Source organism: Priestia aryabhattai (assembly GCF_023715685.1).
Lineage (GTDB): Bacteria > Bacillota > Bacilli > Bacillales > Bacillaceae_H > Priestia > Priestia aryabhattai_B.
The window spans coordinates 101,869-125,203 of record NZ_JAMBOQ010000005.1; the positions used below are offsets into that span (position 1 = coordinate 101,869).

General features: G+C 39.1%; 18 protein-coding genes. 14 read left to right on the forward strand and 4 right to left on the reverse strand.

The features are described 5' to 3' along the window. Positions 1-21: 21 nt before the first annotated feature. Positions 22-2,088: a transglycosylase domain-containing protein gene (locus M3225_RS21510; RefSeq protein WP_251397086.1), complete on the reverse strand. Its 2,067-nt coding sequence runs from the start codon at positions 2,086-2,088 to the stop codon at positions 22-24. A gap of 266 nt (positions 2,089-2,354) precedes the next feature. Here M3225_RS21510 and speE point away from each other — a divergent pair, with 266 nt between their 5' ends. The 4 genes from speE (at position 2,355) to argS (ending at position 6,433) form a co-directional block, all read left to right on the forward strand. Further along, on the forward strand, positions 2,355-3,182 hold the full coding sequence (gene speE / locus M3225_RS21515) for a spermidine synthase (protein ID WP_013059843.1): 828 nt from the start codon (positions 2,355-2,357) through the stop codon (positions 3,180-3,182). Between the two features lie 75 nt (positions 3,183-3,257). Continuing rightward, positions 3,258-4,136 carry an agmatinase gene (gene speB / locus M3225_RS21520; RefSeq protein WP_013059842.1) on the forward strand — a complete coding sequence of 293 codons (879 nt, stop codon included), beginning with the start codon at positions 3,258-3,260 and terminating at the stop codon, positions 4,134-4,136. 189 nt (positions 4,137-4,325) lie between these two features. Beyond that, positions 4,326-4,766: a DUF1934 domain-containing protein gene (locus M3225_RS21525; protein ID WP_251397089.1), complete on the forward strand. Its 441-nt coding sequence runs from the start codon at positions 4,326-4,328 to the stop codon at positions 4,764-4,766. Continuing rightward, positions 4,763-6,433: an arginine--tRNA ligase gene (gene argS / locus M3225_RS21530; RefSeq protein ID WP_045293806.1), complete on the forward strand. Its 1,671-nt coding sequence runs from the start codon at positions 4,763-4,765 to the stop codon at positions 6,431-6,433. The genes M3225_RS21525 and argS overlap by 4 nt, the downstream gene beginning before the upstream one ends. 26 nt (positions 6,434-6,459) lie before the next feature. Here argS and uvsE read toward each other — a convergent pair whose 3' ends face one another. Together uvsE and cls are read right to left on the reverse strand one after the other, a co-directional pair. Beyond that, positions 6,460-7,416, reverse strand: coding sequence for a UV DNA damage repair endonuclease UvsE (gene uvsE / locus M3225_RS21535; protein ID WP_251397092.1), 957 nt, complete (start codon positions 7,414-7,416; stop codon positions 6,460-6,462). A gap of 24 nt (positions 7,417-7,440) precedes the next feature. Continuing rightward, entirely contained in the window at positions 7,441-8,634 is a 1,194-nt protein-coding gene (gene cls / locus M3225_RS21540) for a cardiolipin synthase (protein WP_251397095.1), read from the reverse strand. A gap of 198 nt (positions 8,635-8,832) precedes the next feature. Between cls and M3225_RS21545 the strand changes: the two genes are divergently transcribed. From M3225_RS21545 to M3225_RS21585, 9 genes are all read left to right on the forward strand, one after another. After that, entirely contained in the window at positions 8,833-10,944 is a 2,112-nt protein-coding gene (locus M3225_RS21545; protein ID WP_251397098.1) for a heterodisulfide reductase-related iron-sulfur binding cluster, read from the forward strand. A 104-nt stretch (positions 10,945-11,048) separates the two neighbouring features. Then, positions 11,049-12,212, forward strand: a complete 1,164-nt coding sequence (locus tag M3225_RS21550; RefSeq protein WP_251397101.1) for an acetyl-CoA C-acetyltransferase — start codon at positions 11,049-11,051, stop codon at positions 12,210-12,212. A 15-nt stretch (positions 12,213-12,227) separates the two neighbouring features. Then, complete coding sequence (locus M3225_RS21555; RefSeq protein ID WP_251397104.1) at positions 12,228-13,082, forward strand: 3-hydroxybutyryl-CoA dehydrogenase; 855 nt, start codon at positions 12,228-12,230, stop codon at positions 13,080-13,082. Between the two features lie 12 nt (positions 13,083-13,094). Next, the gene (locus tag M3225_RS21560) at positions 13,095-14,222 is read left to right on the forward strand and encodes an acyl-CoA dehydrogenase (protein WP_251397107.1); all 1,128 of its coding nucleotides are present in this window, start codon (positions 13,095-13,097) and stop codon (positions 14,220-14,222) included. An 11-nt stretch (positions 14,223-14,233) separates the two neighbouring features. Further along, positions 14,234-15,367, forward strand: a complete 1,134-nt coding sequence (locus M3225_RS21565; RefSeq protein WP_114897026.1) for an acyl-CoA dehydrogenase — start codon at positions 14,234-14,236, stop codon at positions 15,365-15,367. A 27-nt stretch (positions 15,368-15,394) separates the two neighbouring features. Beyond that, a complete protein-coding gene (locus M3225_RS21570; RefSeq protein ID WP_014457745.1) occupies positions 15,395-16,039 on the forward strand; it encodes a TetR/AcrR family transcriptional regulator in 645 nt (214 codons plus the stop codon). After that, entirely contained in the window at positions 16,036-19,278 is a 3,243-nt protein-coding gene (gene icmF, locus M3225_RS21575; protein WP_251397110.1) for a fused isobutyryl-CoA mutase/GTPase IcmF, read from the forward strand. Before M3225_RS21570 ends, icmF begins: the two co-directional genes overlap by 4 nt. A 350-nt stretch (positions 19,279-19,628) precedes the next feature. After that, positions 19,629-20,165, forward strand: a complete 537-nt coding sequence (rpoE, locus tag M3225_RS21580; protein WP_251397113.1) for a DNA-directed RNA polymerase subunit delta — start codon at positions 19,629-19,631, stop codon at positions 20,163-20,165. Between the two features lie 320 nt (positions 20,166-20,485). Continuing rightward, positions 20,486-22,093, forward strand: coding sequence for a CTP synthase (locus M3225_RS21585; protein ID WP_251397116.1), 1,608 nt, complete (start codon positions 20,486-20,488; stop codon positions 22,091-22,093). Positions 22,094-22,132: 39 nt separating this feature from the next. On the opposite strand, the gene M3225_RS21590 is transcribed toward M3225_RS21585, so the two are convergent. Continuing rightward, the gene (locus M3225_RS21590) at positions 22,133-22,663 is read right to left on the reverse strand and encodes a DUF2529 family protein (RefSeq protein WP_251397119.1); all 531 of its coding nucleotides are present in this window, start codon (positions 22,661-22,663) and stop codon (positions 22,133-22,135) included. A 237-nt stretch (positions 22,664-22,900) separates the two neighbouring features. Here M3225_RS21590 and M3225_RS21595 point away from each other — a divergent pair, with 237 nt between their 5' ends. Then, on the forward strand, positions 22,901-23,275 hold the full coding sequence (locus tag M3225_RS21595) for a response regulator (RefSeq protein WP_087944205.1): 375 nt from the start codon (positions 22,901-22,903) through the stop codon (positions 23,273-23,275). Positions 23,276-23,335: the final 60 nt, after the last annotated feature.

A 23,335-nucleotide genomic window follows, 5' to 3' on the forward strand; every position in this document is an offset into this window, starting at 1 on the left:
GGCCTTGGCCTTAAGCTTTTTTTAATCAAACCATTTTGGTAACCAATGAAACTTTTTATCTTCTGCTTCATGCTCTTTTTTCTTCGTTTTTGCTGCGTGATCGATGTGGTCGGTACAATATGTTTTTGGCTGTGTTCCAGTTAAATAATAAGCTTTATATTGAACAGGGCATGATTTGGAGGCTAACTTTCCATTTTGAGGATTAATGTTCGCACTAATTAATCCGTTTGGTGCTTTAAATTTTTCTTTTTTCTTCCCTTTTAAAGCATCTTCCATAAATAGTGCCCACATCTTTTTGGCGTATCCTTTTTCAGCTACATCATCCATTGTTCTTCCTTGATCATATCCAACCCAAACCCCTGAAACGAGCTGTGGAGAGTAGCCAACCATCCAGCTGTCCGTGGAGGTTGTGCCGGATTTTCCAGCATAAGGACGAGATACGTATTTAGAAATAGGCTTTCCTGTGACTGTTGTATAGCCATTTAGCTTTTGATTAAACATGCCTGTCATTAGGTGCGTAGTAAGGAAAGCATAGCGCTTATCAATTACTTGTTTCCGTTCAGAAGGAGCTTGATAGACGACTTCTCCGTCATGGGTTTCAATTCGTTTAATAAAAGTTGGACGAATTTCTTTTCCACCATTAGCGAAGATACCATACGCATTAACCATATCAATGACTTTGACAGGCGAAGTTCCAAGAGCTAAAGATGGAACTTTCTTTAAAGGTGACGATATTCCAAGTGTTTTGGACGTTTCGATCAAGCGATTTTCTCCAATGAACAAATGCGTTTTTACTGCATAAATATTGTCCGAAAGCGCGATGGCTTGAGCCATTGTAATAGGAGCTTCTGCATAATAATTGTGATAGTTACTAGGCGTGTATGTCGAAACTCCATCTTCTAATTTGAACGTCGTTTCTTCACTTTTCATTGGAGTTGATTCAGTAAAACCGTCTTTTAATGCCGCATAGTATAAAAATGGCTTCATCGTTGAGCCAGGCTGTCTTATTGCTTGAGTAGCGCGATTAAACGGGCTCTTTTCGTAATCTCTTCCACCAATAAGAGCTTTCACTTGTCCATTTTTAGGATTCATGGCGACAAATGCACTTTGTACATCTGAAGAGCTGCTGATAACATCCTTCATTTTTTCTTCTGCCGTTCGCTGCATCTTTTCGTCCAGCGTTGTATAAACGCGAAGTCCATTTGTATAAATCATGGTTTCATCAATGCCTAAATCTTGCTTTAATTCTGCTAGCGCTGCATCCATAAAGTAAGAAGCGTCTTCTTTGTTAGGATCTTTTTCGGCAGGCTTCGCAAATGCTAGAGGTGTTACAAGCGCTTTTGTTGCTTGTTTCGCTGTAATAATTCCATCCTCTTTCATTAGAGATAAAATGATGTTTTGTCGTTTCTTTGCATTTTCTTGATGAATAAGAGGGGAGTAGTAGCTAGGGCCTTTTGGAATACCTGCTAACATACTTGCTTCACTTAACGTCAAATTTTTGGCGTGCTTATCAAAATACAGCCTCGCTGCCGCTTCGATTCCGTAAGCTCCATGGCCGTAGTAAATCGTATTCATGTAGCCTTCTAGAATTTGGTCTTTGCTATAATTCATTTCTAACCGGATCGTATACAGCGCTTCTTGAAGCTTTCGAGTCCACGTTTTGTCGTGCTCTAGAAACAAGTTGCGTGCGTATTGCTGAGTAATGGTACTCGCACCTTGTACTTTTCCCATAGCTTTTATATCAGCTAAAATTGCTCCGGCAATTCGATGCATATCAAAGCCGTGATGCTCATAGAAGCGCTTATCTTCAACGGCTAAAGTCGCATCTTTTACGTAAGGTGAAATTTGATTAAGTGAAACCCAGTAGCGCTTTTGTCCATTGTGAACTTCATCAAGAACTTTACCGTTTGCTGAGTAGAAAACAGCTGTTTGAGAAACGTTTAGCGGAGGGGGGCCAGCGATTTTGGCGTAGAGAAAGATACTTATGTAGGCAAACAACAATAAAGCCCCCGCTAATATACCAAGGACGAGAAGAATTCGGAAGATGCGTCTTGCCTTTTTTAAATGTTCGGTTAATACCGTTTCCATTTCCATTCACCACCAATATGTGTCACTATGCACCGTACATGTTATTTTCAAAACAACAAAATTCTATTAAAAGAGCGGTGCAAGTAGATTCTAAAGCTTGTATCTATCATCAGTATGAAATAGAAAAGGTAGTTTTAAACCTCCATTGCTAAAAATTTTACTTGCTTTTTTGCTGAATTCATCTATACTTTTTTCATGTTTGTATAAATTATGTTAGGGTAATCTATGCATAGGTTAATTCTCAAAATAGAAGGGAAGAGTTTGAAATGGAATTATGGTTCACAGAAAAGCAAACAAAGAACTTTGGTATTACAGCTAAAATTAATCGCACTTTACATACAGAGCAAACGGAGTTTCAAAAATTAGACATGGTTGAAACAGAAGAGTTTGGTAACATGCTCCTACTTGACGGTATGGTTATGACAACAGAAAAAGATGAGTTCGTTTATCATGAAATGGTTGCGCATGTACCGTTATTTACGCATCCAAATCCAGAAAACGTACTAGTTGTAGGTGGAGGAGACGGAGGCGTAATCCGTGAAATCTTGAAACACCCAAGCGTAAAAAAAGCGACGTTAGTTGATATCGATGGGAAAGTTATTGAGTACTCAAAAAAATTCTTACCTTCAATTGCCGGCAAACTAGAAGATCCTCGTGTTGATGTACAAGTAGACGATGGATTTATGCATATCGCTAAAAGTGAGAACGAATACGACGTCATTTTAGTAGATTCAACAGAGCCGGTAGGTCCAGCTGTAAATTTATTTACAAAAGGATTCTATGCAGGTATCTCCAAAGCACTTAAAGAAGATGGTATCTTTGTTGCTCAATCGGACAACCCTTGGTTCACGCCAGAGCTTATCTCAAATGTTCAGCGTGATGTAAGAGAAATCTTCCCGATTACACGTCTATACGTAGCAAATATTCCAACATACCCAAGCGGTTTATGGACATTTACAATGGGCTCAAAGAAACATGATCCATTAGAAGTAAGCGAAGATCGTTTCTTCGATATTGATACAAAGTATTACACAAAAGAATTGCACAAAGCGGCATTTGCTTTACCTAAATTTGTGCAAGATCTTATTAAATAAGTTATCACATACAAGTGAGATGCCAGAGGTTTAAGGCTGGCATCTTTTCTATGAGTAATGAAGGAGGAACAAAATATGCGTTTTGATGAAGCTTATTCAGGTAATGTATTTATCGGCAGTCACCCTGTTTTTGAAGAAAGTGAAGCGGTTCTTTACGGAATGCCAATGGACTGGACAGTTAGCTATCGTCCAGGTTCACGATTTGGCCCAACTCGTATTCGTGAAGTATCAATTGGATTAGAAGAATACAGCCCTTATTTAGATCGAGAGCTAGAGGAAGTAAAATATTTTGATGCAGGAGATATTCCACTTCCATTTGGGAATCCTCAGCGCAGCTTGAATATGATTGAAGAGTATATTGATCAGCTTTTAGCAGCCGACAAGTTCCCATTAGGTATGGGCGGAGAGCATTTGGTTTCTTGGCCTGTTATGAAAGCTATGTATAAAAAATATCCTGATTTGGCCATTATTCATATGGATGCTCACACAGACCTTCGTGAAGAGTATGAAGGAGAACCACTTTCTCATTCCACTCCAATTCGTAAAGTTGCAGAACTAATAGGACCGGAGAATGTTTATTCATTTGGTATTCGTTCAGGAATGAAAGAAGAATTTCAATGGGCAAAAGAAAACGGCATGCATATTTCAAAGTTCGAAGTTCTAGAGCCGTTAAAAGAGATTCTACCAACACTTGCAGGTCGTCCTGTTTATGTAACAATTGATATCGATGTATTAGATCCAGCGCACGCTCCTGGTACAGGAACAGTAGATGCAGGCGGTATTACATCAAAAGAGCTTTTAGCTTCTATTCATGCAATTGCTAAATCAGATCTTCGCATTGTCGGAGGAGATTTAGTAGAAGTAGCTCCAATTTATGATCCGTCTGAACAAACAGCTAATACAGCAAGCAAGCTTATTCGCGAAATGATCTTAGGCTGGGTGCAAAAGAAATAAATAAAGTGAAAAGGCGGCCGCTTGTGGCCGCCTTTTTTGTTTGAAATATGTGAGTACGTGACACACAGTGAAAAGAGGAATTCTCGGCGTATCTAGCATATTTCCTTTGAAGTATTATTGAATTCTTTCTTTAGAATGTTTATACTATTTAAGTTATAACGTATTCATTCTAATAAGGAAGTGTCTTTTGTGAGTAACGCTTCAGAAGTCAAAAAACCCATTGAAGTTAAAATCGTGACAGATATCCGTGATAGTCACCAAAAAGAGACAACATCGGTAAATGCAAAAGGTATGTATTATGAAAAAGGATCGAAAATTTATCTTACATACACAGAGCACCAAGAGGAAATCGGAGATATTAGAACAATGGTAAAAATTAGCGAAGATGAAGTATCAATTAACCGAACCGGTGCTGTTCAAATGAAGCAATCGTTTCGTAAAAAGGTACAGATCGAAGGAACTTATATAAGCCCTTATGGACGTATGGATTTACTAACATTCGCTCATAACATTGAATATAAACAAATGACTCAAAAGGGTCGATTATTTTTAACGTATGATCTAGAAGTACAGGGTCAGCCTACCGGGAAATATGCGTTAACCATTACATTCAAGGAGGAGAAAAAATGAACATCGTCGAACAAGTGCAGCAAAAATTAAAAGCTGAAATTCAAGATGCTGTGGTCAAAGCAGGACTTGCTGAAAAAGCAGAACTTCCAGAAGTTCTATTAGAAACCCCAAAAGATAAAACACATGGTGATTATTCTACCAATATGGCTATGCAGCTAGCTCGTATTGCCAAAAAAGCACCGCGTGCTATCGCTGAAGAGCTTGTAGCAAACTTCGATAAATCAAAAGCATCTATCGAGAAAATTGACATTGCAGGCCCTGGATTCATCAACTTTTATATGAATAACTCTTATTTAACAGAGCTTATCCCAACGATTGTAAAAGCTGGTGAAGCGTACGGTCAAACAAACGTAGGGAATGGACAAAAAGTACAGGTTGAGTTTGTTTCAGCTAATCCGACAGGGGATTTACATTTAGGACATGCCCGCGGTGCTGCAGTTGGAGACTCATTATGTAATGTTCTTGAAAAAGCAGGTTACGATGTGTCCCGTGAATACTATATCAATGATGCTGGTAACCAAATTAATAACCTGGCTTATTCAGTAGAAGCACGTTACATGCAGGCTCTTGGTTTAGAGAAAGAAATGCCTGCAGACGGCTATCATGGTGCTGACATTATAAACATCGGAAAAGAGCTAGCAAAAGAGCACGGAGACAAGTATGTAAACGCCTCTGAAGAAGAGCGTTTTGAATTCTTCCGTCAATACGGATTAGATTATGAGTTAGCTAAATTAAAGCGTGATCTTGAACAGTTCCGTGTGAAATTTGACGTATGGTATTCTGAAACGTCCCTTTATAAAAATGATAAAATCTCAGTTGCACTTGAAACGTTGAAAAAACAAGGCCACGTATATGAAGAAGAAGGTGCTACGTGGTTCCGTTCTACAACATTTGGTGATGATAAAGACCGTGTGTTAATTAAAAATGACGGTTCATTTACGTACTTAACGCCAGATATTGCTTATCACCAGGACAAAATTCAACGCGGATTTGACAAGCTAATTAATATTTGGGGAGCCGATCACCATGGATATATTCCTCGTATGAAAGCGGCGATTCAAGCGCTTGGTTATGAAAAAGATACGCTTGAAGTAGAAATTATTCAAATGGTTCAACTGTATCAAAATGGCGAAAAAATGAAGATGAGTAAACGTACAGGCAAAGCTGTAACAATGCGTGATCTAGTAGAAGAGGTAGGCCTTGATGCAACTCGTTACTTCTTTGCGATGAGAAGTGCGGATACACATTTAGACTTTGATTTAGATTTAGCTGTTTCTCAATCTAATGAAAATCCTGTATACTATGCACAATATGCTCATGCTCGTATTTGCAGTATTCTTCGTCAAGGTGAAGAGATGGGGATTCAATCAACATCTGGCGCTGACCTTTCATTAATTAGTGCAGAGAAAGAAATGGAACTGCTGAAGAAAATCGGAGAGTTCCCTCAGGCCGTAGCGGAAGCAGCAACAAAACGTATTCCGCACCGCATTACGAACTATGTATTTGATCTCGCTTCTACGTTCCATAGCTTCTATAATGCAGAAAAAGTATTAGACAGCGATAATGTAGAAACAAGTAAAGCGCGTATTGAACTAGTGAAAGCTGTTCAAGTAACGCTTCAAAACTCTTTAAAACTAATTGGTGTTTCAGCACCTGAAAAAATGTAACAAAAAAAGAGCCTCTTGGCTCTTTTTTATTTAAAAACAAGCGTAGCACCTCCCGTGCGCTTCACTCCTCTCATTGATGCTAAATCTTCCACTAATTTTAGCAACGCTTTATCTTTTAACTTTGCTTCAATCATTACGTCAAAATCTTGTCCGATATCCTTAGCAATTTGCAAAAAAGGTGCGATAAAATCAGTTGAAACATAATCAGAGTGGCTTCTAAATTCTTTTTCAGATTTAGGAGAAGAGATATGTACTTTTGGTTTTAACCCGATATGTTTCCACGTGTCAAAGATACGAGGGAGCAATAGCTCAAGAGGTTCTTCTCCTTCATTTGCTTTGTGGTGGTGATAATCAAAGAGGAGAGGGAATTTCTCTTTTTCGCATACAGCTAATGTTTCTTCAGTTGTGTATGTTTTATCGTCGTTTTCAAGAGTCATGCGCTTTTTAATGATAGGCGGCAGCGTTTGAATGTTTTCATGAAATCGACCGATCGCTTTTTCTTTATTGCCATAAGCTCCTCCTACATGAATATTAATAAGAGCTTGATCCGCTACTCCCATCGCTTCAAGCATTCTATAGTGATAATCCATATCTTTTACCGCATTTTCTGTAATGGGTTTTTTATCGCTTGTAAATAACGTGAACTGATTGGGGTGAAAACTCACGCGCAGCTGATGGTTCCGTATCAATTCTCCTATCTCTGACCAGTCGTCTTGGAACGCATCAATGTAATTCCAATCTACTTCAGGATGAGTAGCTAAAGGGACAAGAGAAGATGACAATCGATACAGCATAATTTCATGGGCAATATTAAAATGCAAAGCGCGCTTAGTATGATTCAAATTTTGTTTTGTAACGTGATGAAGCTTATCCAGCCCCTCATTTTTTTTCATTTTTCCCCATCTAGTAAACGTGAGGGTTTTAGCAGGTGAGCAGTCCCAAAGCGACAGGGCATGTGATACATAGCCAAATCTAATTTTCATTATAAATCTTCCTCTTTTCGTTCATTAAAGTAACGGAGAAATAAAGGTTGCAAATCCTTGCTTTAGTTTTTCACTCCATTTTCGGTTTTTGACATCTTCTAAAGACAAAATTGGGCATTCTCCCATACAAGCTTTAAAGCTGTTCTTTACCTCTTCAATATATGTTGCATCATAGATTAAACAGTTGATTTCAGCATTTAAGAACAAGCTTCTTTTATCAAAATTAGCCGTTCCTACATCGCATATAACATTGTCTGCAATTAATACTTTTGCATGGTAAAAACCGTAATAATATTGATAAATCATACAACCTGCTTGAAGTAATGTGGGAAGATAGGCAAATGCAGCATGATGAACAAGCGGTTGATCTGCACGCATTGGAATTAAAATATGAACTTGTACTCCTCGTGCACGAGCTTGCAGTAAAGCATTCATCAAAGGTTCACTTGGAATAAAATAAGGAGTGCCTATGTACAATTCCCTATTGGCTTGGTTGATAATCGATAAAAAGCTTTCTTCAAGTGAAAAACCTTCAGTCGACTGTAGTTGAATGACATAGTCTCCTTCAGAGGTTGGCGGAAAGTATCTTTCCACTTTACGCAGGTCTAAGCCGGTAGCAGCATACCAGTCGCTCAACAGCTGCATGTGAAGATCTTGTATGCCTTCACCTTCCATACGCAGGTGGTAATCTTTCCACACCCCAAGCTTAGCGTCGAGTCCTAAATATTCTCTTCCGATATTAAAACCGCCAATGTAGCCAACTTTCCCATCAATAATGGCCATTTTACGGTGATTGCGTGCGTTGAGTGTATAAAACAAATAAGGCCACCGAAGCGTTCGACTGTAAGCAAAATGAACACCTTGCTTCTTTAAGAATGCAATTTTGTTTTTCTTGATTTTATAGCTTCCTACACGGTCTACCAATAATCTGACTTCAATATTTTGCTGTGCTTTTTGGATTAATAAATCTAAAAATTCTTGGCTAATTTCATCATTTTGTACGATATAAAATGATAAATGGATAAATGAAGAGGCATTTTCTATTTCGTGAAATAAATCTTTATACAAGACATTCCCGTCTGCGAATAAAAAAAGAGAAGCACGGCGCTTTGGAAATGTATTTTCAGCCTGAGAAAATACTTTCTTTCCAACGCCAAGGTCAATTGCAAGCCAAGCAATAAAAATAATAAAAAGTAAAATCACAACCATGCCGCTCATCATGTCACCTCTTTTCCCGATGTAAATACATTTTATGTTGTTCTTAGTGTCACCTTGTTTAAATAGAATATGAACAAAAGAACGAAAAGATATTGACTGAATGCTCATTCATTATATACAATGAAAATAGATATATTATCAGAAAATTTAGTCGTCAGGAGGAAAGAAAGGTAACGAACTATTCAAGGAGGGGACGAGATGACAGGGTTGCTGTGGGTGAATTTTCTCTTTTTTATTATTGTAACCGCTTACGCTGTTTCTTTGTTTGTATATTTAATTCGCACACGCATTGAGTATATTCAATTAGGAAAAAAAGTTGAATTTGATCAGCGGTTAAAAGAAAGGCTGCAAAAAATTTGGGTGAACGTGTTTGGACAAAAGAAACTGTTAAAAGATAAAAAAAGTGGAATTATACACGTCATGTTTTTTTATGGGTTTATTTTAGTTCAGTTCGGCGCGTTAGACTTCATTATAAAAGGTTTGCTTCCAGGTAAACATTTGCCGCTTGGACCTTTATATCCCGGCTTTACATTTTTTCAAGAAATTGTGACGTTTTTGATTTTAGTAGCAGTTGTCTGGGCTTTTCATCGTCGCTATGTAGAAAAGCTTGTGCGTTTAAAAAGAGGGTTTAAATCTGGTTTAGTGCTGATTTTTATTGGAGCACTTATGCTGTCAGTGCTTGTTGGAAACGGCATGTCAATCATCTGGCATAATCATGAACCAGCGTGGACAGAGCCGATTGCGTCATCTATTGCCATCTTGTTTAAGGGAATCAATCATACTGCCGCTATCTCCATTTTTTATGTTTCATGGTGGATTCACTTAGCCGTGTTATTGACGTTTTTAGTATATGTTCCTCAATCAAAACATGCTCATTTACTGGCTGGACCGGCTAATGTATTTTTTAACCGTGTTTCTAAGCCAGGTAAGCTTGAAAAGATTGATTTTGAAGATGAGACGCAGGAGACGTTTGGAGTTGGAAAGATTGAAGAGTTTACACAGCATCAGCTCATTGATTTATATGCCTGTGTGGAATGCGGTCGATGTACGAATATGTGTCCGGCAACGGGTACAGGAAAAATTTTGTCTCCAATGGATTTAATTTTGAAGATGCGCGATCACTTAACAGAAAAAGGAGCGGTTGTGACTTCTAAGGCTCCTTGGGTTCCTACGTATGCATTCTCCAAAACAAAAGGAAATCAGCTGGCGATGATGGCGGCCAGCCAAAGTGGAGCAGAGGCTGCAGCAACAGCGGAATATAATCCCGCTTTAATTGGAGATGTCATTACGGAAGAAGAGATTTGGGCATGTACAACGTGCCGAAACTGTGAAGATCAATGTCCCGTAATGAACGAGCATGTAGATAAAATCATAGATTTACGACGTTTTTTAGTATTAACCGAAGGAAAGATGGACGCGGATGCTCAGCGTGCCATGACTAATATTGAGCGTCAAGGAAACCCTTGGGGGTTAAACCGAAAAGAGCGTGAAGAATGGCGACATGCAAGAGAAGATGTTCACATTCCGACTGTTAAAGAAGTAAGTAAAGCCGGTGAAACGTTTGAGTATTTGTTCTGGGTAGGTTCGATGGGATCTTATGACAACCGTAGCCAAAAGATCGCTCTATCGTTTGCAAAGCTTCTCAATGAAGCGGGTGTTTCATTTGCGATTTTAGGAAATAAAGAAAAAAATTCTGGTGATACGCCGCGCAGATTGGGCAATGAATTTTTATTCCAAGAATTGGCTTCTAAAAACATTGCTGAATTTAAAAAAAATGAAATCAAAAAAATTGTTACGATTGATCCACATGCTTATAACATCTTCAAAAATGAATATCCAGATTTCGGTTTTGAAGGAGAAGTGTATCATCACACAGAATTATTAGCTATGTTAGTAAAAGAGGGTAAGGTGTCTCCAAAACATGCGGTCAACGAAAAAATTACCTTCCATGATTCCTGCTATTTAGGAAGATATAACGAAGTATACAGTCCACCGAGAGAAATTTTGAAAGCGATTCCAGGTGTTAGTTTGATTGAAATGGATCGCAATCGTGAAAATGGTATGTGCTGTGGAGCAGGAGGAGGGTTAATGTGGACGGAAGAAACGACCGGACAGCGTATTAACGTAGCGCGCACGGAACAAGCCTTAGCCGTTAATCCAAGCATTATCAGTTCAGGTTGTCCGTACTGCTTAACCATGCTAAGTGACGGAACAAAAGCAAAAGAAGTAGAAGAAATGGTTCATACGTATGACGTAGCAGAACTGCTTGAAAAGTCAATTTGTGGTGACGTGCAAGAACAGGTTTCATAAAGGAGAAGTAGAGATGGTATTCATCTCTACTTTTTACAGAAAGGAAATTGAGCAAGCGTTCAATCGGCAAGGACAAAGATCAAGAAAAAGAGGAGGAAACACTAGTGGGGAAAACAGTCATTGTGAGTGCAGTTCGAACACCTTTTGGAAAATTAGGAGGCAGTATAAGTGGACTAAAAGCAGCAGAACTAGGCGGGAAAGCGATTCAAGCAGTATCAAAGGGGCGTACAGAAATTGATTCTGTTATTATGGGATGCGTGCTGCAAGGGGGCCAAGGACAACTGCCTTCTAGGCAAGCCATGCATTATGCAGGTTTACCGTGGCAAGTAGAGACAGAAACCATTAATAAAGTTTGTGCATCAGGCATGCGCAGTATTACAACTGCCGATCAGCTGATTCGATTAGGAGAAGCAAAAACAATCATTGCGGGTGGGATGGAGTCAATGAGCAACGCACCGTATCTTCTTCCAAAAGCAAGGTGGGGGTTCCGTATGGGAGATAGTGTTGTGACGGATCTAATGGTTCATGACGGTTTGACATGCAGCTTTACAGGGGTTCAAATGGGTACGTATGGAAACGAAATAGCTTCTGAAATGAATATTTCCCGAGAAAAGCAGGATGAATGGGCACTTCGCAGTCATCAGTTAGCAGTAGAATCAGAAGAGAAAGGGAGATGGGATGCAGAAAGAATTTCAGTTGATATTCCGTCTAAAAAAGGAGCGATAACGGTTCAAAAAGATGAAGGACCAAGAAAAGATACGTCGTTAGAAAAACTCTCTTCTCTTCGGCCTGTATTTGGTCACAGCGGAACCATTACAGCAGGAAATGCACCTAGCGTAAATGACGGAGCAGCTGCGCTCATGCTAATGGATGAAGATGTGGCAAAAGCAAATGGCTATGAGCCGTTGGCTACGATTGTAAATCATACTTCTCTCGCAATGGAGCCAAGGGAATTTCCGAAAACGCCTGGGTTTGCTATTAATAAGCTGCTGCAAAAAACAAATAAGACAGTAGACGATATTGCGCTGTTTGAAATCAATGAAGCTTTTTCAGCAGTAGCGTTGATGAGTATGGAGATTGCAGGGATCCCGGCTGAAAAAGTAAATGTGAACGGCGGGGCCGTGGCACTTGGACATCCGATTGGAGCAAGCGGCGCCCGTATTGTTGTAACGCTCATTCACGAATTAAGACGACGAGGCGGCGGACTGGGCATTGCTTCTATTTGCAGCGGCGGCGGCCAAGGTGATGCCATCATGGTAGAAGTGTGAAAGGGGGATACAAACTTGAATATTGAAACAGTTATGGTTATTGGAGCAGGTCAGATGGGAGCAGGCATTGCGCAAGTATTTGCTGCGAGCGGATATCAAGTTTATTTGTATGACGTTGATCAAAGAAACACACAAAAAGGAATAGAAGGTATTGATAAACGACTGAAAAAGCAGGTGAGAAAAGGTTCTCTCTCAGATAAGCAATATGAAGAAATTATGGAGAGCCTTCACCTGGCGAATGAAATAACAGCAGCACAAAAAGCAGATTTAATCGTCGAAGCGGTTGTGGAAAAGATGGAGGTCAAACAAGCCATTTTTGCTGAGTTGGATTCGTTAGCCCCGAGTCATACTATTTTAGCAACCAACACGTCTTCGCTTCCTATTACTGAGATTGCAGCCGTGACCACTCGACCTGAAAAAGTAATTGGAATGCACTTTATGAATCCTGTTCCAGTGATGAAGCTCGTTGAAATTATTAGAGGGCTAGCTACTACCGATGAAGTGTATCAAGCAGTCTATGAAACAACGAAAAAATTAAATAAAACCCCGGTGGAAGTTCATGATTTTCCAGGGTTTGTTTCAAATCGAATTTTAATGCCAATGATTAACGAAGCTGTGTTTACGCTCTATGAAGGTGTAGCAAACGAAGAGGATATTGATCAAGTGATGAAACTAGGAATGAACCATCCAATGGGACCTTTGACATTAGCAGATTTCATCGGCCTCGATACATGTTTGTTTATTATGGAAACGCTTCATAAAGGGTTTGGTGATGACAAATATCGTCCTTGTCCATTGCTTAGGAAATATGTAAAGGCAGGGTGGCTTGGTCGAAAAACAGGAAAAGGATTTTTTACGTACGAAACATAAAGGAGTGGCGAAATGATCTTTTTTACGTCTGAACAACGCATGATTAAAAAGATGGTAGCTGATTTTAGTGAAAAAGAAGTCGCTGCGGCTGTACCAAACATGGAAAAGGGCGAATTTCCTCGAGGTTTATTAAAGCAGATGGCTGATTTTGGCTTGATGGGCATTCCCGTTCCTCAAACATACGGAGGGGGAGGACTGGACTTTGTTTCGTACATGATTGCAATTCACGAAATATCAAAGGTAAGTCCAGCCCTCGGTGTCATTTTGTCTGTTCATACTTCTGTAGGTACGAATCCTATTGTCGTATTTGGGACGGAAGATCAAAAACAAAAGTATGTAAAAAAACTGGCGACAGGTGAATATTTAGGTGCCTTTTGTTTAACAGAACCTAGTGCAGGGTCTGATGCTGCAAGCTTAAAAACAAAAGCAGAACGAAAAGGAGACCACTATCTTTTAAATGGATCAAAGCTTTTCATTACAAACGGCGGAGAAGCGGATACGTATATTGTATTTGCTAAAACGAATCCCGAACGCGGGTCGAGAGGGATGAGCGCTTTTATCGTTGAAAAGACGATGGAGGGATTTTTAGTAGGAAAGGATGAACATAAGATGGGCCTTCACGGTTCCCGCACGGTTCAACTGCACTTTGAAAATATGCAGGTGCCTGTAGAAAATCGTCTCGGAGAAGAAGGTGAAGGATTTCGAATTGCTATGGCTAATTTAAATGCCGGAAGAATTGGTATTGCTGCTCAGGCGGTAGGAATTGCTGAAGGTGCGTTAACGGCAGCTAAAAACTATGCAAATGAACGATATCAATTTGGAAAACCGATTTTATCTCAGCAGGGAATTGCCTTTAAGCTTGCTGATATGGAAACCGCTGTTGAATCAGCGAAGCTTTTAATGTACAGAGCCGCTTTTTTATATGATCAAAAACTTCCTTGCAAAAAAGAAGCATCAATGGCGAAATTATTTGCTTCCCAGACGGCTATGAATGTAGCGATTGATGGGATTCAAGTTTTAGGGGGATATGGTTATATGAAAGATTATCCAGTTGAGAGGTATTTTCGTGACGCTAAAGTGTGCGAAATTTACGAAGGTACAAGCGAAATTCAGCGCATCGTCATTAGCAGTCAATTATAGGGGGAATAATCATGTTTTTTAAACTTTCAGAAGAACACGAAATGATTCGAAAAATGGTGCGAGACTTTGCCAAAAACGAAGTGGCTCCGACAGCTGCAGAACGAGATGAAGAAGAGCGTTTTGACAGGGGAATCTTTACGCAAATGGCTGATCTAGGATTAACAGGTATTCCATGGCCGGAGCAATACGGAGGAATTGGCAGTGACTATCTAGCTTATTGCATTGCCGTTGAAGAACTGTCTAGAGTATGTGCATCAACAGGCGTTACTTTGTCAGCTCATACTTCTCTTGCCGGCTGGCCAATCTATACATTCGGAACAGAAGAGCAGAAACAAAAATATTTGAAGCCTATGGCAACAGGAGAGAAAATAGGCGCTTATGGGTTAACCGAACCGAGTGCTGGCTCCGACGCAGGAGGAATGAGAACGCTCGCTGTAAAGGACGGAGAAGATTATATTTTAAATGGCTCTAAAATTTTTATTACAAACGGCGGAGAAGCGGATATTTACGTCGTATTTGCACGAATGGACCCCAACGAAAAACGCACGAGCGCTTTTATTATTGAAAAAGACATGCCGGGATTTTCAGTTGGTAAAAAAGAAAAAAAACTGGGCATTCGCTCTTCACCTACAACAGAAATTATTTTTGAAGATTGCCGCGTTCCAAAAGAAAATTTGCTAGGAAATGAAGGAGAAGGATTTAAAGTTGCGATGATGACACTAGATGGCGGCCGAAATGGCATTGCAGCGCAGGCTGTAGGAATTGCTCAAGGGGCGTTAGATGCGGCGGTGGCTTATGCAAAGGAACGTCAGCAATTTGGTAAGCCAATTATTTCTCAGCAAGGAATTGCTTTTAAGTTAGCCGACATGGCCACGAGTATAGAAGCTGCAAGACTGTTAACCTATCAAGCTGCTTGGCTGGAGTCTCAAGGGCTGCCATACGGCAAAGAATCAGCCATGTCAAAATTATATGCTGGGGATACAGCAATGAAAGTAACGACAGAAGCTGTTCAAGTATTTGGAGGGTACGGTTATACAAAAGATTATCCAGTAGAACGTTTTATGAGAGATGCAAAAATCACGCAGATTTATGAAGGAACACAAGAAATTCAGCGTCTCGTCATTTCTAGGTATCTTGCTAAATAAAACACTTGTTGTAAGAGAGGTGAAAAAATGAAAAAGAGAGAAGTTCTCACATCCATTAAAGATGAAAAGCTGATTGTAGAGCGTCGTAATCAAATGATTAAAGGGGCCGTCACGCTGTTTAAGGAAAAAGGTTTTCACCGAACAACAACAAGAGAAATTGCCAAAGCCGCTGGGTTCAGTATCGGTACACTTTACGAATATATTCAATCTAAAGAAGATGTTTTATATCTTGTATGTGACAACATTTACGATGAAGTGAGAGAGCGATTAGAAGAGATGGTAGTGGATCGTTATACAATCGCTGAGCTTCAACAAGCGATTCAGCACTATTTCAAAGTTGTGGATGAACTTCAAGATGAAGTATTAGTCATGTACCAAGAAGCGAAATCGCTGTCTAAAGATGCGCTTCCATATGTATTAAAAAAAGAGCTAGATATGGTTGAAATGTTTAAGGTTATTATCGAAGGCTGCGTAGAAAACAATCAATTTGCACTTACGGATAAAGAAATTTCGCTGTTTGCTCATCATTTATTTGTTCAAGGTCAGATGTGGGCATTTCGCAGATGGTGGCTGCAAAAGCATTATTCACTAGAAGAATATACAAATATGCAGTTAGATTTTTTACTTAAAAATTTTTCATTTCAACAACTGTGTGAGGGGGAAACAGTTTGAATACAAGCAAAAGACCGCTTCGTTTTTTAACCGCTTCTAGTCTGTTTGACGGCCACGATGCGTCCATTAATATTATGAGACGAATTCTTCAAGCCAAGGGAGTAGAAGTCATTCACCTGGGGCATAACCGATCTGTTGAAGAAATTGTTAACGCTTCCATACAAGAGGATGTTCAGGGGATTGCCATTTCTTCTTATCAAGGCGGCCATGTAGAATATTTTAAGTATATGTACGATTTACTCCAAGAACAACAAGCTTCTCATATTAAAATTTATGGAGGCGGAGGAGGGGTAATTATTCCGAGTGAGATTCAAGAGCTCCATGATTACGGCATTTCTAAAATCTTTTCTCCGGAAGATGGACGAAAAATGGGGTTAGAAGGCATGATTCAATTCATGATCGATGATTGTTATTACACAAATCCCCCTGCACTGCCGAAGGATCGAACCTTAACTCCGGCTAATGACCGTTTAATTGCCCAGCTTATTACATGCGCTGAAAATGAGGCCTATGAATACACAAAAGAGCACGCAGCCGCTCTTGAAGAAATCCGAGAAAGTGTAATCGAAAGCGAGACGGATCAAAAAATACCGGTTATTGGAATCACAGGAACAGGAGGAGCGGGGAAAAGTTCGCTTACGGATGAATTAGTAAGAAGGTTTATTGAACATATTCCAGATATTCATGTAGCTGTCTTATCCGTCGATCCAACCAAACAAAAGACAGGAGGAGCGCTTCTTGGGGATCGAATTCGCATGAACATCGCAGCTTCTCCTCGTGTGTATATGAGAAGTTTGGCTACGCGTTCATCTGGACATGAGCTATCGGCGGCCATTCGAGATGGAATTGCCGTCGTGAAAAAAGCGGGTTTCGACCTTATTATTGTCGAAACAAGCGGCATCGGGCAAGCTGATGCTCAAGTTAAAGATATTGCAAACGTCTCTCTTTATGTAATGACAAGCGAATTTGGCGCACCTTCGCAGTTAGAAAAGATTGAAATGATTGATTACGCAGACTTTATTGTAATCAATAAATTTGAAAAAAAAGGTTCCGAAGACGCAAAAAAACAAGTGCAGCGTCAATATCAGCGCAATCATCAGCTGTTTGAAAATAATCTCTCTACTATGCCAATTTACGGAACAATCGCGAGCCAGTTCAACGACGGGGGAACAAATATTTTATTTGAAGATCTTGTAAATCATCTGCATCAAACATGCCGTACGTCTTGGCACGTAGAAAAATCATCAGAACGAGTAAGTGAAAAGAAATATACCATCATTCCTAATGATCAACAGCAATATTTACAGGAGATTGTAAACAGCGTTCGCTCTTATCACCGCAATACGGATGTTCAAGTGCAAACAGCGCGTAAATTTTATCAGCTAGAAGGTGCTCTGGAAGAAGTGGAAACAGAAACAGCCAAGCAAGAGCTCACTCAGCTAAAGGAGAAATATCAAAAACAGCTAACGGCTGAATCGATTGAAAAGCTGGAAAACTGGCCTAAATTAAAAAGTCAGTATCGGCAAGAAGAACTTATTACAAAAATAAGAAATAAAGAAATTAAAACCTCTCTGCAAGTTGATACGCTATCAGGACTACGTATTCCGCGCGTGGCCCTTCCAAAAATTGAAGAATATGGGGAAGTTCTTCGTTTTCTTTATAAAGAAAATGTGCCAGGCGCATTTCCTTATACAGCAGGTGTTTTTCCGTTCAAACGAAAAGGAGAAGATCCTAAGCGTCAATTCGCAGGCGAAGGAACACCAGAACGAACAAATCGCCGCTTTCACTATTTGTCAAAAGATGATGAGGCTAAGCGTTTAAGTACAGCGTTTGATTCTGTAACGCTTTATGGAGAAAATCCGGATCCAAGGCCGGATATCTTCGGAAAAATTGGCGAAAGTGGTGTAAATGTCTGTACGCTTGATGATATGAAACTCTTGTATAAGGGATTTGATCTTTGCCATCCTTCGACTTCCGTTTCGATGACGATTAATGGGCCGGCTCCAATATTACTAGCTATGTTTATGAATACAGCTATCAGTCAGCAGGTGGAAAAGAAGGAAGAGGAATTAAAGCGTCCTTTAACGGAAGAGGAATATGAGGACGTAAAATCGAGTACGTTGAAACAAGTGAGAGGAACCGTTCAAGCGGATATTTTAAAAGAAGATCAAGGGCAAAATACGTGTATTTTTTCCACAGAATTTGCATTAAAAATGATGGGAGATATTCAGCAGTACTTTATTGACGAGAAAGTGCGCAACTATTATTCTGTGTCTATTTCAGGCTATCATATTGCTGAAGCAGGAGCGAATCCAATTTCTCAGCTAGCGTTTACATTAGCCAACGGTTTTACGTACGTGGAATATTACTTGAGCCGAGGTATGCATATTGATGATTTTGCTCCTAATTTATCGTTTTTCTTTAGTAATGGACTTGACCCTGAATACACGGTTATTGGACGTGTAGCGAGAAGAATCTGGGCAATTGTGATGCGTGATAAATACGGCGCAAACGAACGCAGTCAAAAGCTTAAGTATCATATTCAAACATCCGGCCGATCGCTTCATGCACAGGAAATTAATTTTAATGATATACGTACGACGCTGCAAGCCTTAATGGCTCTTCATGACAACTGCAACTCCCTTCATACCAATGCGTATGATGAAGCAATTACAACACCGACGGAAGAATCTGTACGTAGAGCGATGGCCATTCAACTAATCATTACAAAAGAGCATGGATTAACTAAAAATGAAAATCCATTACAGGGCTCTTTTATTATTGATGAACTAACAGACTTGGTAGAAGAAGCGGTATTGGCTGAATTTCAACGCTTAAATGATCGAGGCGGCGTTTTAGGTGCGATGGAAATGCAGTATCAGCGAGGTAAGATTCAAGATGAATCGATGGAATATGAAATGCAAAAACATACGGGAGCTTTACCTATCATAGGAGTAAATACGTATATTAATCCAAATGAAGAGGAAAGTTCCTCTGTTGATGACATGCAATTAGCCCGCGCATCAAAAGAAGAAAAAAATCATCAAATTAATCAGCTTCAGAAGTTTCAACAGCAGCATGAAGAAAAAAGAGAAGATGCGTTAAAAAGGTTAAAGAAAGCTGCAACAGAAGGGGAGAATATTTTCAAAGAGCTAATGGAGACCGTTAAAGTAGCTAGCTTAGGGGAAATTACGCGAGCTTTATACGAATGCGGTGGGCAATATCGTCGAAATATGTAATAATGTATCGTTAGTATATAGTGATATATTAAAAGCCAAGATGACCATTTTTTGGTCATCTTGGCTTTTATATCCCCAACCCTACCGGGGACAGAACAATTGATGGTGAATTCTTCTTAACCAAAGGATGCTGTTGGTGTATTAAGTAGAATGTATTAGAGTGATAAAATGTCTATTTTTTCGTTGTTTTATGCGAAATTCTCGAGAATTTTAGAAACGAGGCTAGCATAAATGTATTGAATTTGTTTATAATGAATGGTATGTATTTATTCGTTTCCATCATTTACACATATGATGAATTGATTTAATAGATTTTCGATATACATAGCCATAGAAAGGATGTGCCAGATTTGAGTTTAGCACAGTACTCAAAAACGGATTTAAAAGAAATGTCGATGATTGAGATTGCTTATGCACTTCTAGAAGAAAAAACAGATCGTCAAGCAATGTCATTCCAAGAAATTATTGCTGAAATTAAAGCAGCAGCTGAAATGTCAGATAAAGAATTAAAAACGAGATTAGCTCAGTTTTATACAGATATTAATATTGATGGTCGCTTTTTAACAGTAGGGGACAACCACTGGGGTCTTCGTGGATGGTATCCTTTTGACCAAGCTGAAGAAGAAGTTATTCCGGTTGCAAAACCTAAAAAGAAAAAAGCGAAAAAAGCTGTTGTTGAAGAAGTGGAAGATTTTGATGATCTAGAAGAAGATTTGGATTATGAAGACGTTGATGATCTAGACGAAGAAGAAGATTTTGAAGACATTGACGAGCTAGAAGAAGATGAAGATGATCTTGCAGAAGATGATTTTGACGATTTAGAAGATGATCTAGACGATGACGAGGAAGACGAAGAAGAAGATTATGAGGACGAAAAAGAAAAATAATCCTTCTTGACTTTTTCAAGCGAAGTAGGTAGAATCTTTTTTGGGCTCTTTAAACAAGCATTTAAAAAGTTTTTATTTAAAATAGACTATTGCTCCCAATCCAGTTTTGGTATTGGGAGCAATTTTTTTATTTTATCTATCAATGTTTTACACCCCGATATGTTCTTATAAATCCTTGATAGAAACTTTCTTTTGGTTCTTGAACGTTTCACATTCATAAGGTTTCTTATAATTTCGCATGCACAATGAATGAATTGTGATTGTTTATGTGAAAACTTTTAATATTGTACATTTCAAATTATTTAGAGGGGGAAGTATAGATGACAAAGTATATTTTCGTAACAGGCGGTGTTGTATCATCTCTAGGAAAAGGGATTACAGCAGCTTCTTTAGGCCGTTTATTAAAAAACCGTGGGTTGAACGTAACGATTCAAAAGTTCGATCCATACATTAACGTAGACCCGGGAACAATGAGTCCATACCAACACGGTGAGGTATTCGTAACGGATGACGGCGCGGAAACAGACTTAGACTTAGGTCACTATGAGCGTTTTATCGATATCAACTTAAATCGCTACAGCAATGTAACAACAGGTAAAGTATATTCAACAGTATTGAAAAAAGAGCGTCGCGGTGATTATTTAGGCGGAACAGTTCAGGTTATTCCGCACATCACAAATGAAATTAAAGAACGCGTTTTCCGTGCAGGTAAAGAAACAAACGCAGATGTTGTTATTACTGAAATCGGCGGAACGGTAGGAGATATTGAATCACTTCCTTTCCTAGAAGCTATCCGTCAAATCAAAAGCGATATTGGCCGTGACAACGTTATGTATATCCACTGTACACTTGTGCCATATTTAAAAGCGGCTGGTGAAATGAAAACAAAACCAACACAGCATAGTGTAAAAGAATTACGCAGCTTAGGTATTCAGCCAAATGTTATCGTTGTTCGTACGGAAATGCCAATTTCTGAAGATATGAAAGACAAGCTAGCTTTATTCTGTGACATTGATCCAAAAGCGGTTATTGAGTGTGCAGACGCTGAAACATTATATGAAATTCCACTATCTCTACAAGAGCAGCACCTAGATCAAATCACATGCGATCACTTGAAATTAGATTGCAAAGAAGCAGAAATGACTGAGTGGAAAGCACTGGTTGAGAAAGTAAAAGGACTTTCAAATACAACAAAAATTGCATTGGTTGGTAAGTATGTAGAGCTTCAAGATGCTTATATTTCTGTCGTAGAAGCAATGAAACATGCTGGATATGCATTCGATGCAGATGTAAACATCAAGTGGGTAAACTCAGAATTTGTAACAAAAGAAAATGCTCAAGATTTACTTGGTGATGTAGATGGTATCTTAGTTCCAGGTGGATTTGGTGATCGTGGAATTGAAGGTAAAATTGTGGCAACACAATATGCACGTGAGCAAAAGGTTCCATTCTTAGGTATTTGCTTAGGTATGCAGCTGGCATCAGTTGAGTTTGCGCGTAATGTATTAGGCTTAGAAGGCGCACATTCAGCAGAAATTGCACCTGAAACAAATTATCCAATTATCGACTTATTACCAGAACAAAAAGACGTAGAAGACCTAGGCGGTACACTACGTTTAGGACTGTACCCTTGTAAATTGTCTGAAGATACGCTTGCATATGAAGCATATCAAGATGAAGTGGTATATGAGCGTCATCGTCACCGTTATGAATTTAATAACGAATACCGTCAACAAATGGAAGAGAAAGGCTTTATCTTCTCTGGTACAAGCCCAGATGGCCGTTTAGTTGAAATTGTAGAGCTAAAAGACCACCCATGGTTCTTGGCTTCACAATTCCACCCAGAGTTCACATCTCGTCCAACAAGACCGCAACCATTGTTCAAAGAATTTATTCGCGCATCAATGGAGTCAAGCCAAAACAAATAAATGAAATAAAAAACACGCTGTCTTTAGACAGCGTGTTTTTTATTCATATTCTTCTACGATTTCTTTTAATGTGAAAATTAAACCGTAGTACGCGTATAAAGCGACCATCATTGCTGGAAAACCAAATCTTGAGCCGTCTTCTTCAGGAATAAGCGGCTTTAACAATTTTGTATCAATATGAGCGTCTGCGAGTGCTGTTAAAGAAGGGTCGGCTATTTCTTTAGGGACAGCAGCAATGCTGACAAATGGAATATCCCGTTCTTTTAAACGTTCAGCTATTTCCACTGCTTTGTTATCTGTTGAAAATCGAGAGACAAGCAGTACGCGATCGACGCTAGTCAGCTGATCTAATTCATTTAAAGGTAAAGCTTTTGTCTGACTTAAAGGTTCTGCACTACTGAGTGCTTCAAGTGTAATGGCGTGCATTTCTTCTACACCATAAATATAAATAAATCCTTCTCCGACAGAGGCCTGTGCTAAAATACGCGCAGCATCTTCAAATTGGAATTCTTCTTGTTCTTCAATTCGTTTAAAAAAACCTGAAAGTTGAGTTGTGAAAATTTTAAGCATAGAATCTCCCTTCGATTTAAGCGGCTAAAGCCGTCTATCTACACATTATAACGAAAAAAGCTATCTGTATTCTATCTTGAAATGAGCTACAATGAAAGTAAAGTGCAATGAAGTTAGATGGACGACAAAAAAAGCTATGTTTTGTAACAATTTCTCTAATTAGCAGGGATTTTTGTTTTAAAGGCGAAATACATATGTTAGTTTTGTCTGTAGAAGAGGAATATAAAAGGTGGGATTATATTGGCAGAGAAAATTTTAATTGTTGATGATCAGTATGGTATACGTATTTTATTAACGGAAGTGCTACAAAAAGAAGGCTATACGACATTTCAAGCGGCGAACGGCTTCCAGGCGATTGATATTACAAAAGAGCAAGCACCGGATCTTGTCTTATTAGATATGAAAATTCCAGGAATGGATGGAATCGAAATTTTAAAAAGGTTAAAGCAGCACGATGAAACGATTAAAGTCATCATTATGACCGCTTATGGTGAATTGGATATGATTCAAGAAGCAAAAGATTTAGGAGCCTTAACACACTTTGCAAAACCATTTGATATTGATGAAATCCGAAAAGTTGTTAGGGAATATATACCAGTAAAGTCGAATTAAGGTTTTGGTAGGGTTTTCATCCTAACAAATTTTGAATATCAGCCTAAAAATGTTGCTGTT

What these genes read in the sequence shown, in the direction of transcription:
- M3225_RS21510 (WP_251397086.1), bottom strand. Translation starts at nt 2,088, where the DNA reads ATGGAAACGGTATTAACCGAACATTTAAAAAAGGCAAGACGCATCTTC.
- speE (WP_013059843.1), top strand. Translation starts at nt 2,355, where the DNA reads ATGGAATTATGGTTCACAGAAAAGCAAACAAAGAACTTTGGTATTACA.
- speB (WP_013059842.1), top strand. Translation starts at nt 3,258, where the DNA reads ATGCGTTTTGATGAAGCTTATTCAGGTAATGTATTTATCGGCAGTCAC.
- argS (WP_045293806.1), top strand. Translation starts at nt 4,763, where the DNA reads ATGAACATCGTCGAACAAGTGCAGCAAAAATTAAAAGCTGAAATTCAA.
- uvsE (WP_251397092.1), bottom strand. Translation starts at nt 7,416, where the DNA reads ATGAAAATTAGATTTGGCTATGTATCACATGCCCTGTCGCTTTGGGAC.
- cls (WP_251397095.1), bottom strand. Translation starts at nt 8,634, where the DNA reads ATGAGCGGCATGGTTGTGATTTTACTTTTTATTATTTTTATTGCTTGG.
- M3225_RS21545 (WP_251397098.1), top strand. Translation starts at nt 8,833, where the DNA reads ATGACAGGGTTGCTGTGGGTGAATTTTCTCTTTTTTATTATTGTAACC.
- M3225_RS21560 (WP_251397107.1), top strand. Translation starts at nt 13,095, where the DNA reads ATGATCTTTTTTACGTCTGAACAACGCATGATTAAAAAGATGGTAGCT.
- M3225_RS21565 (WP_114897026.1), top strand. Translation starts at nt 14,234, where the DNA reads ATGTTTTTTAAACTTTCAGAAGAACACGAAATGATTCGAAAAATGGTG.
- M3225_RS21570 (WP_014457745.1), top strand. Translation starts at nt 15,395, where the DNA reads ATGAAAAAGAGAGAAGTTCTCACATCCATTAAAGATGAAAAGCTGATT.
- M3225_RS21585 (WP_251397116.1), top strand. Translation starts at nt 20,486, where the DNA reads ATGACAAAGTATATTTTCGTAACAGGCGGTGTTGTATCATCTCTAGGA.
- M3225_RS21590 (WP_251397119.1), bottom strand. Translation starts at nt 22,663, where the DNA reads ATGCTTAAAATTTTCACAACTCAACTTTCAGGTTTTTTTAAACGAATT.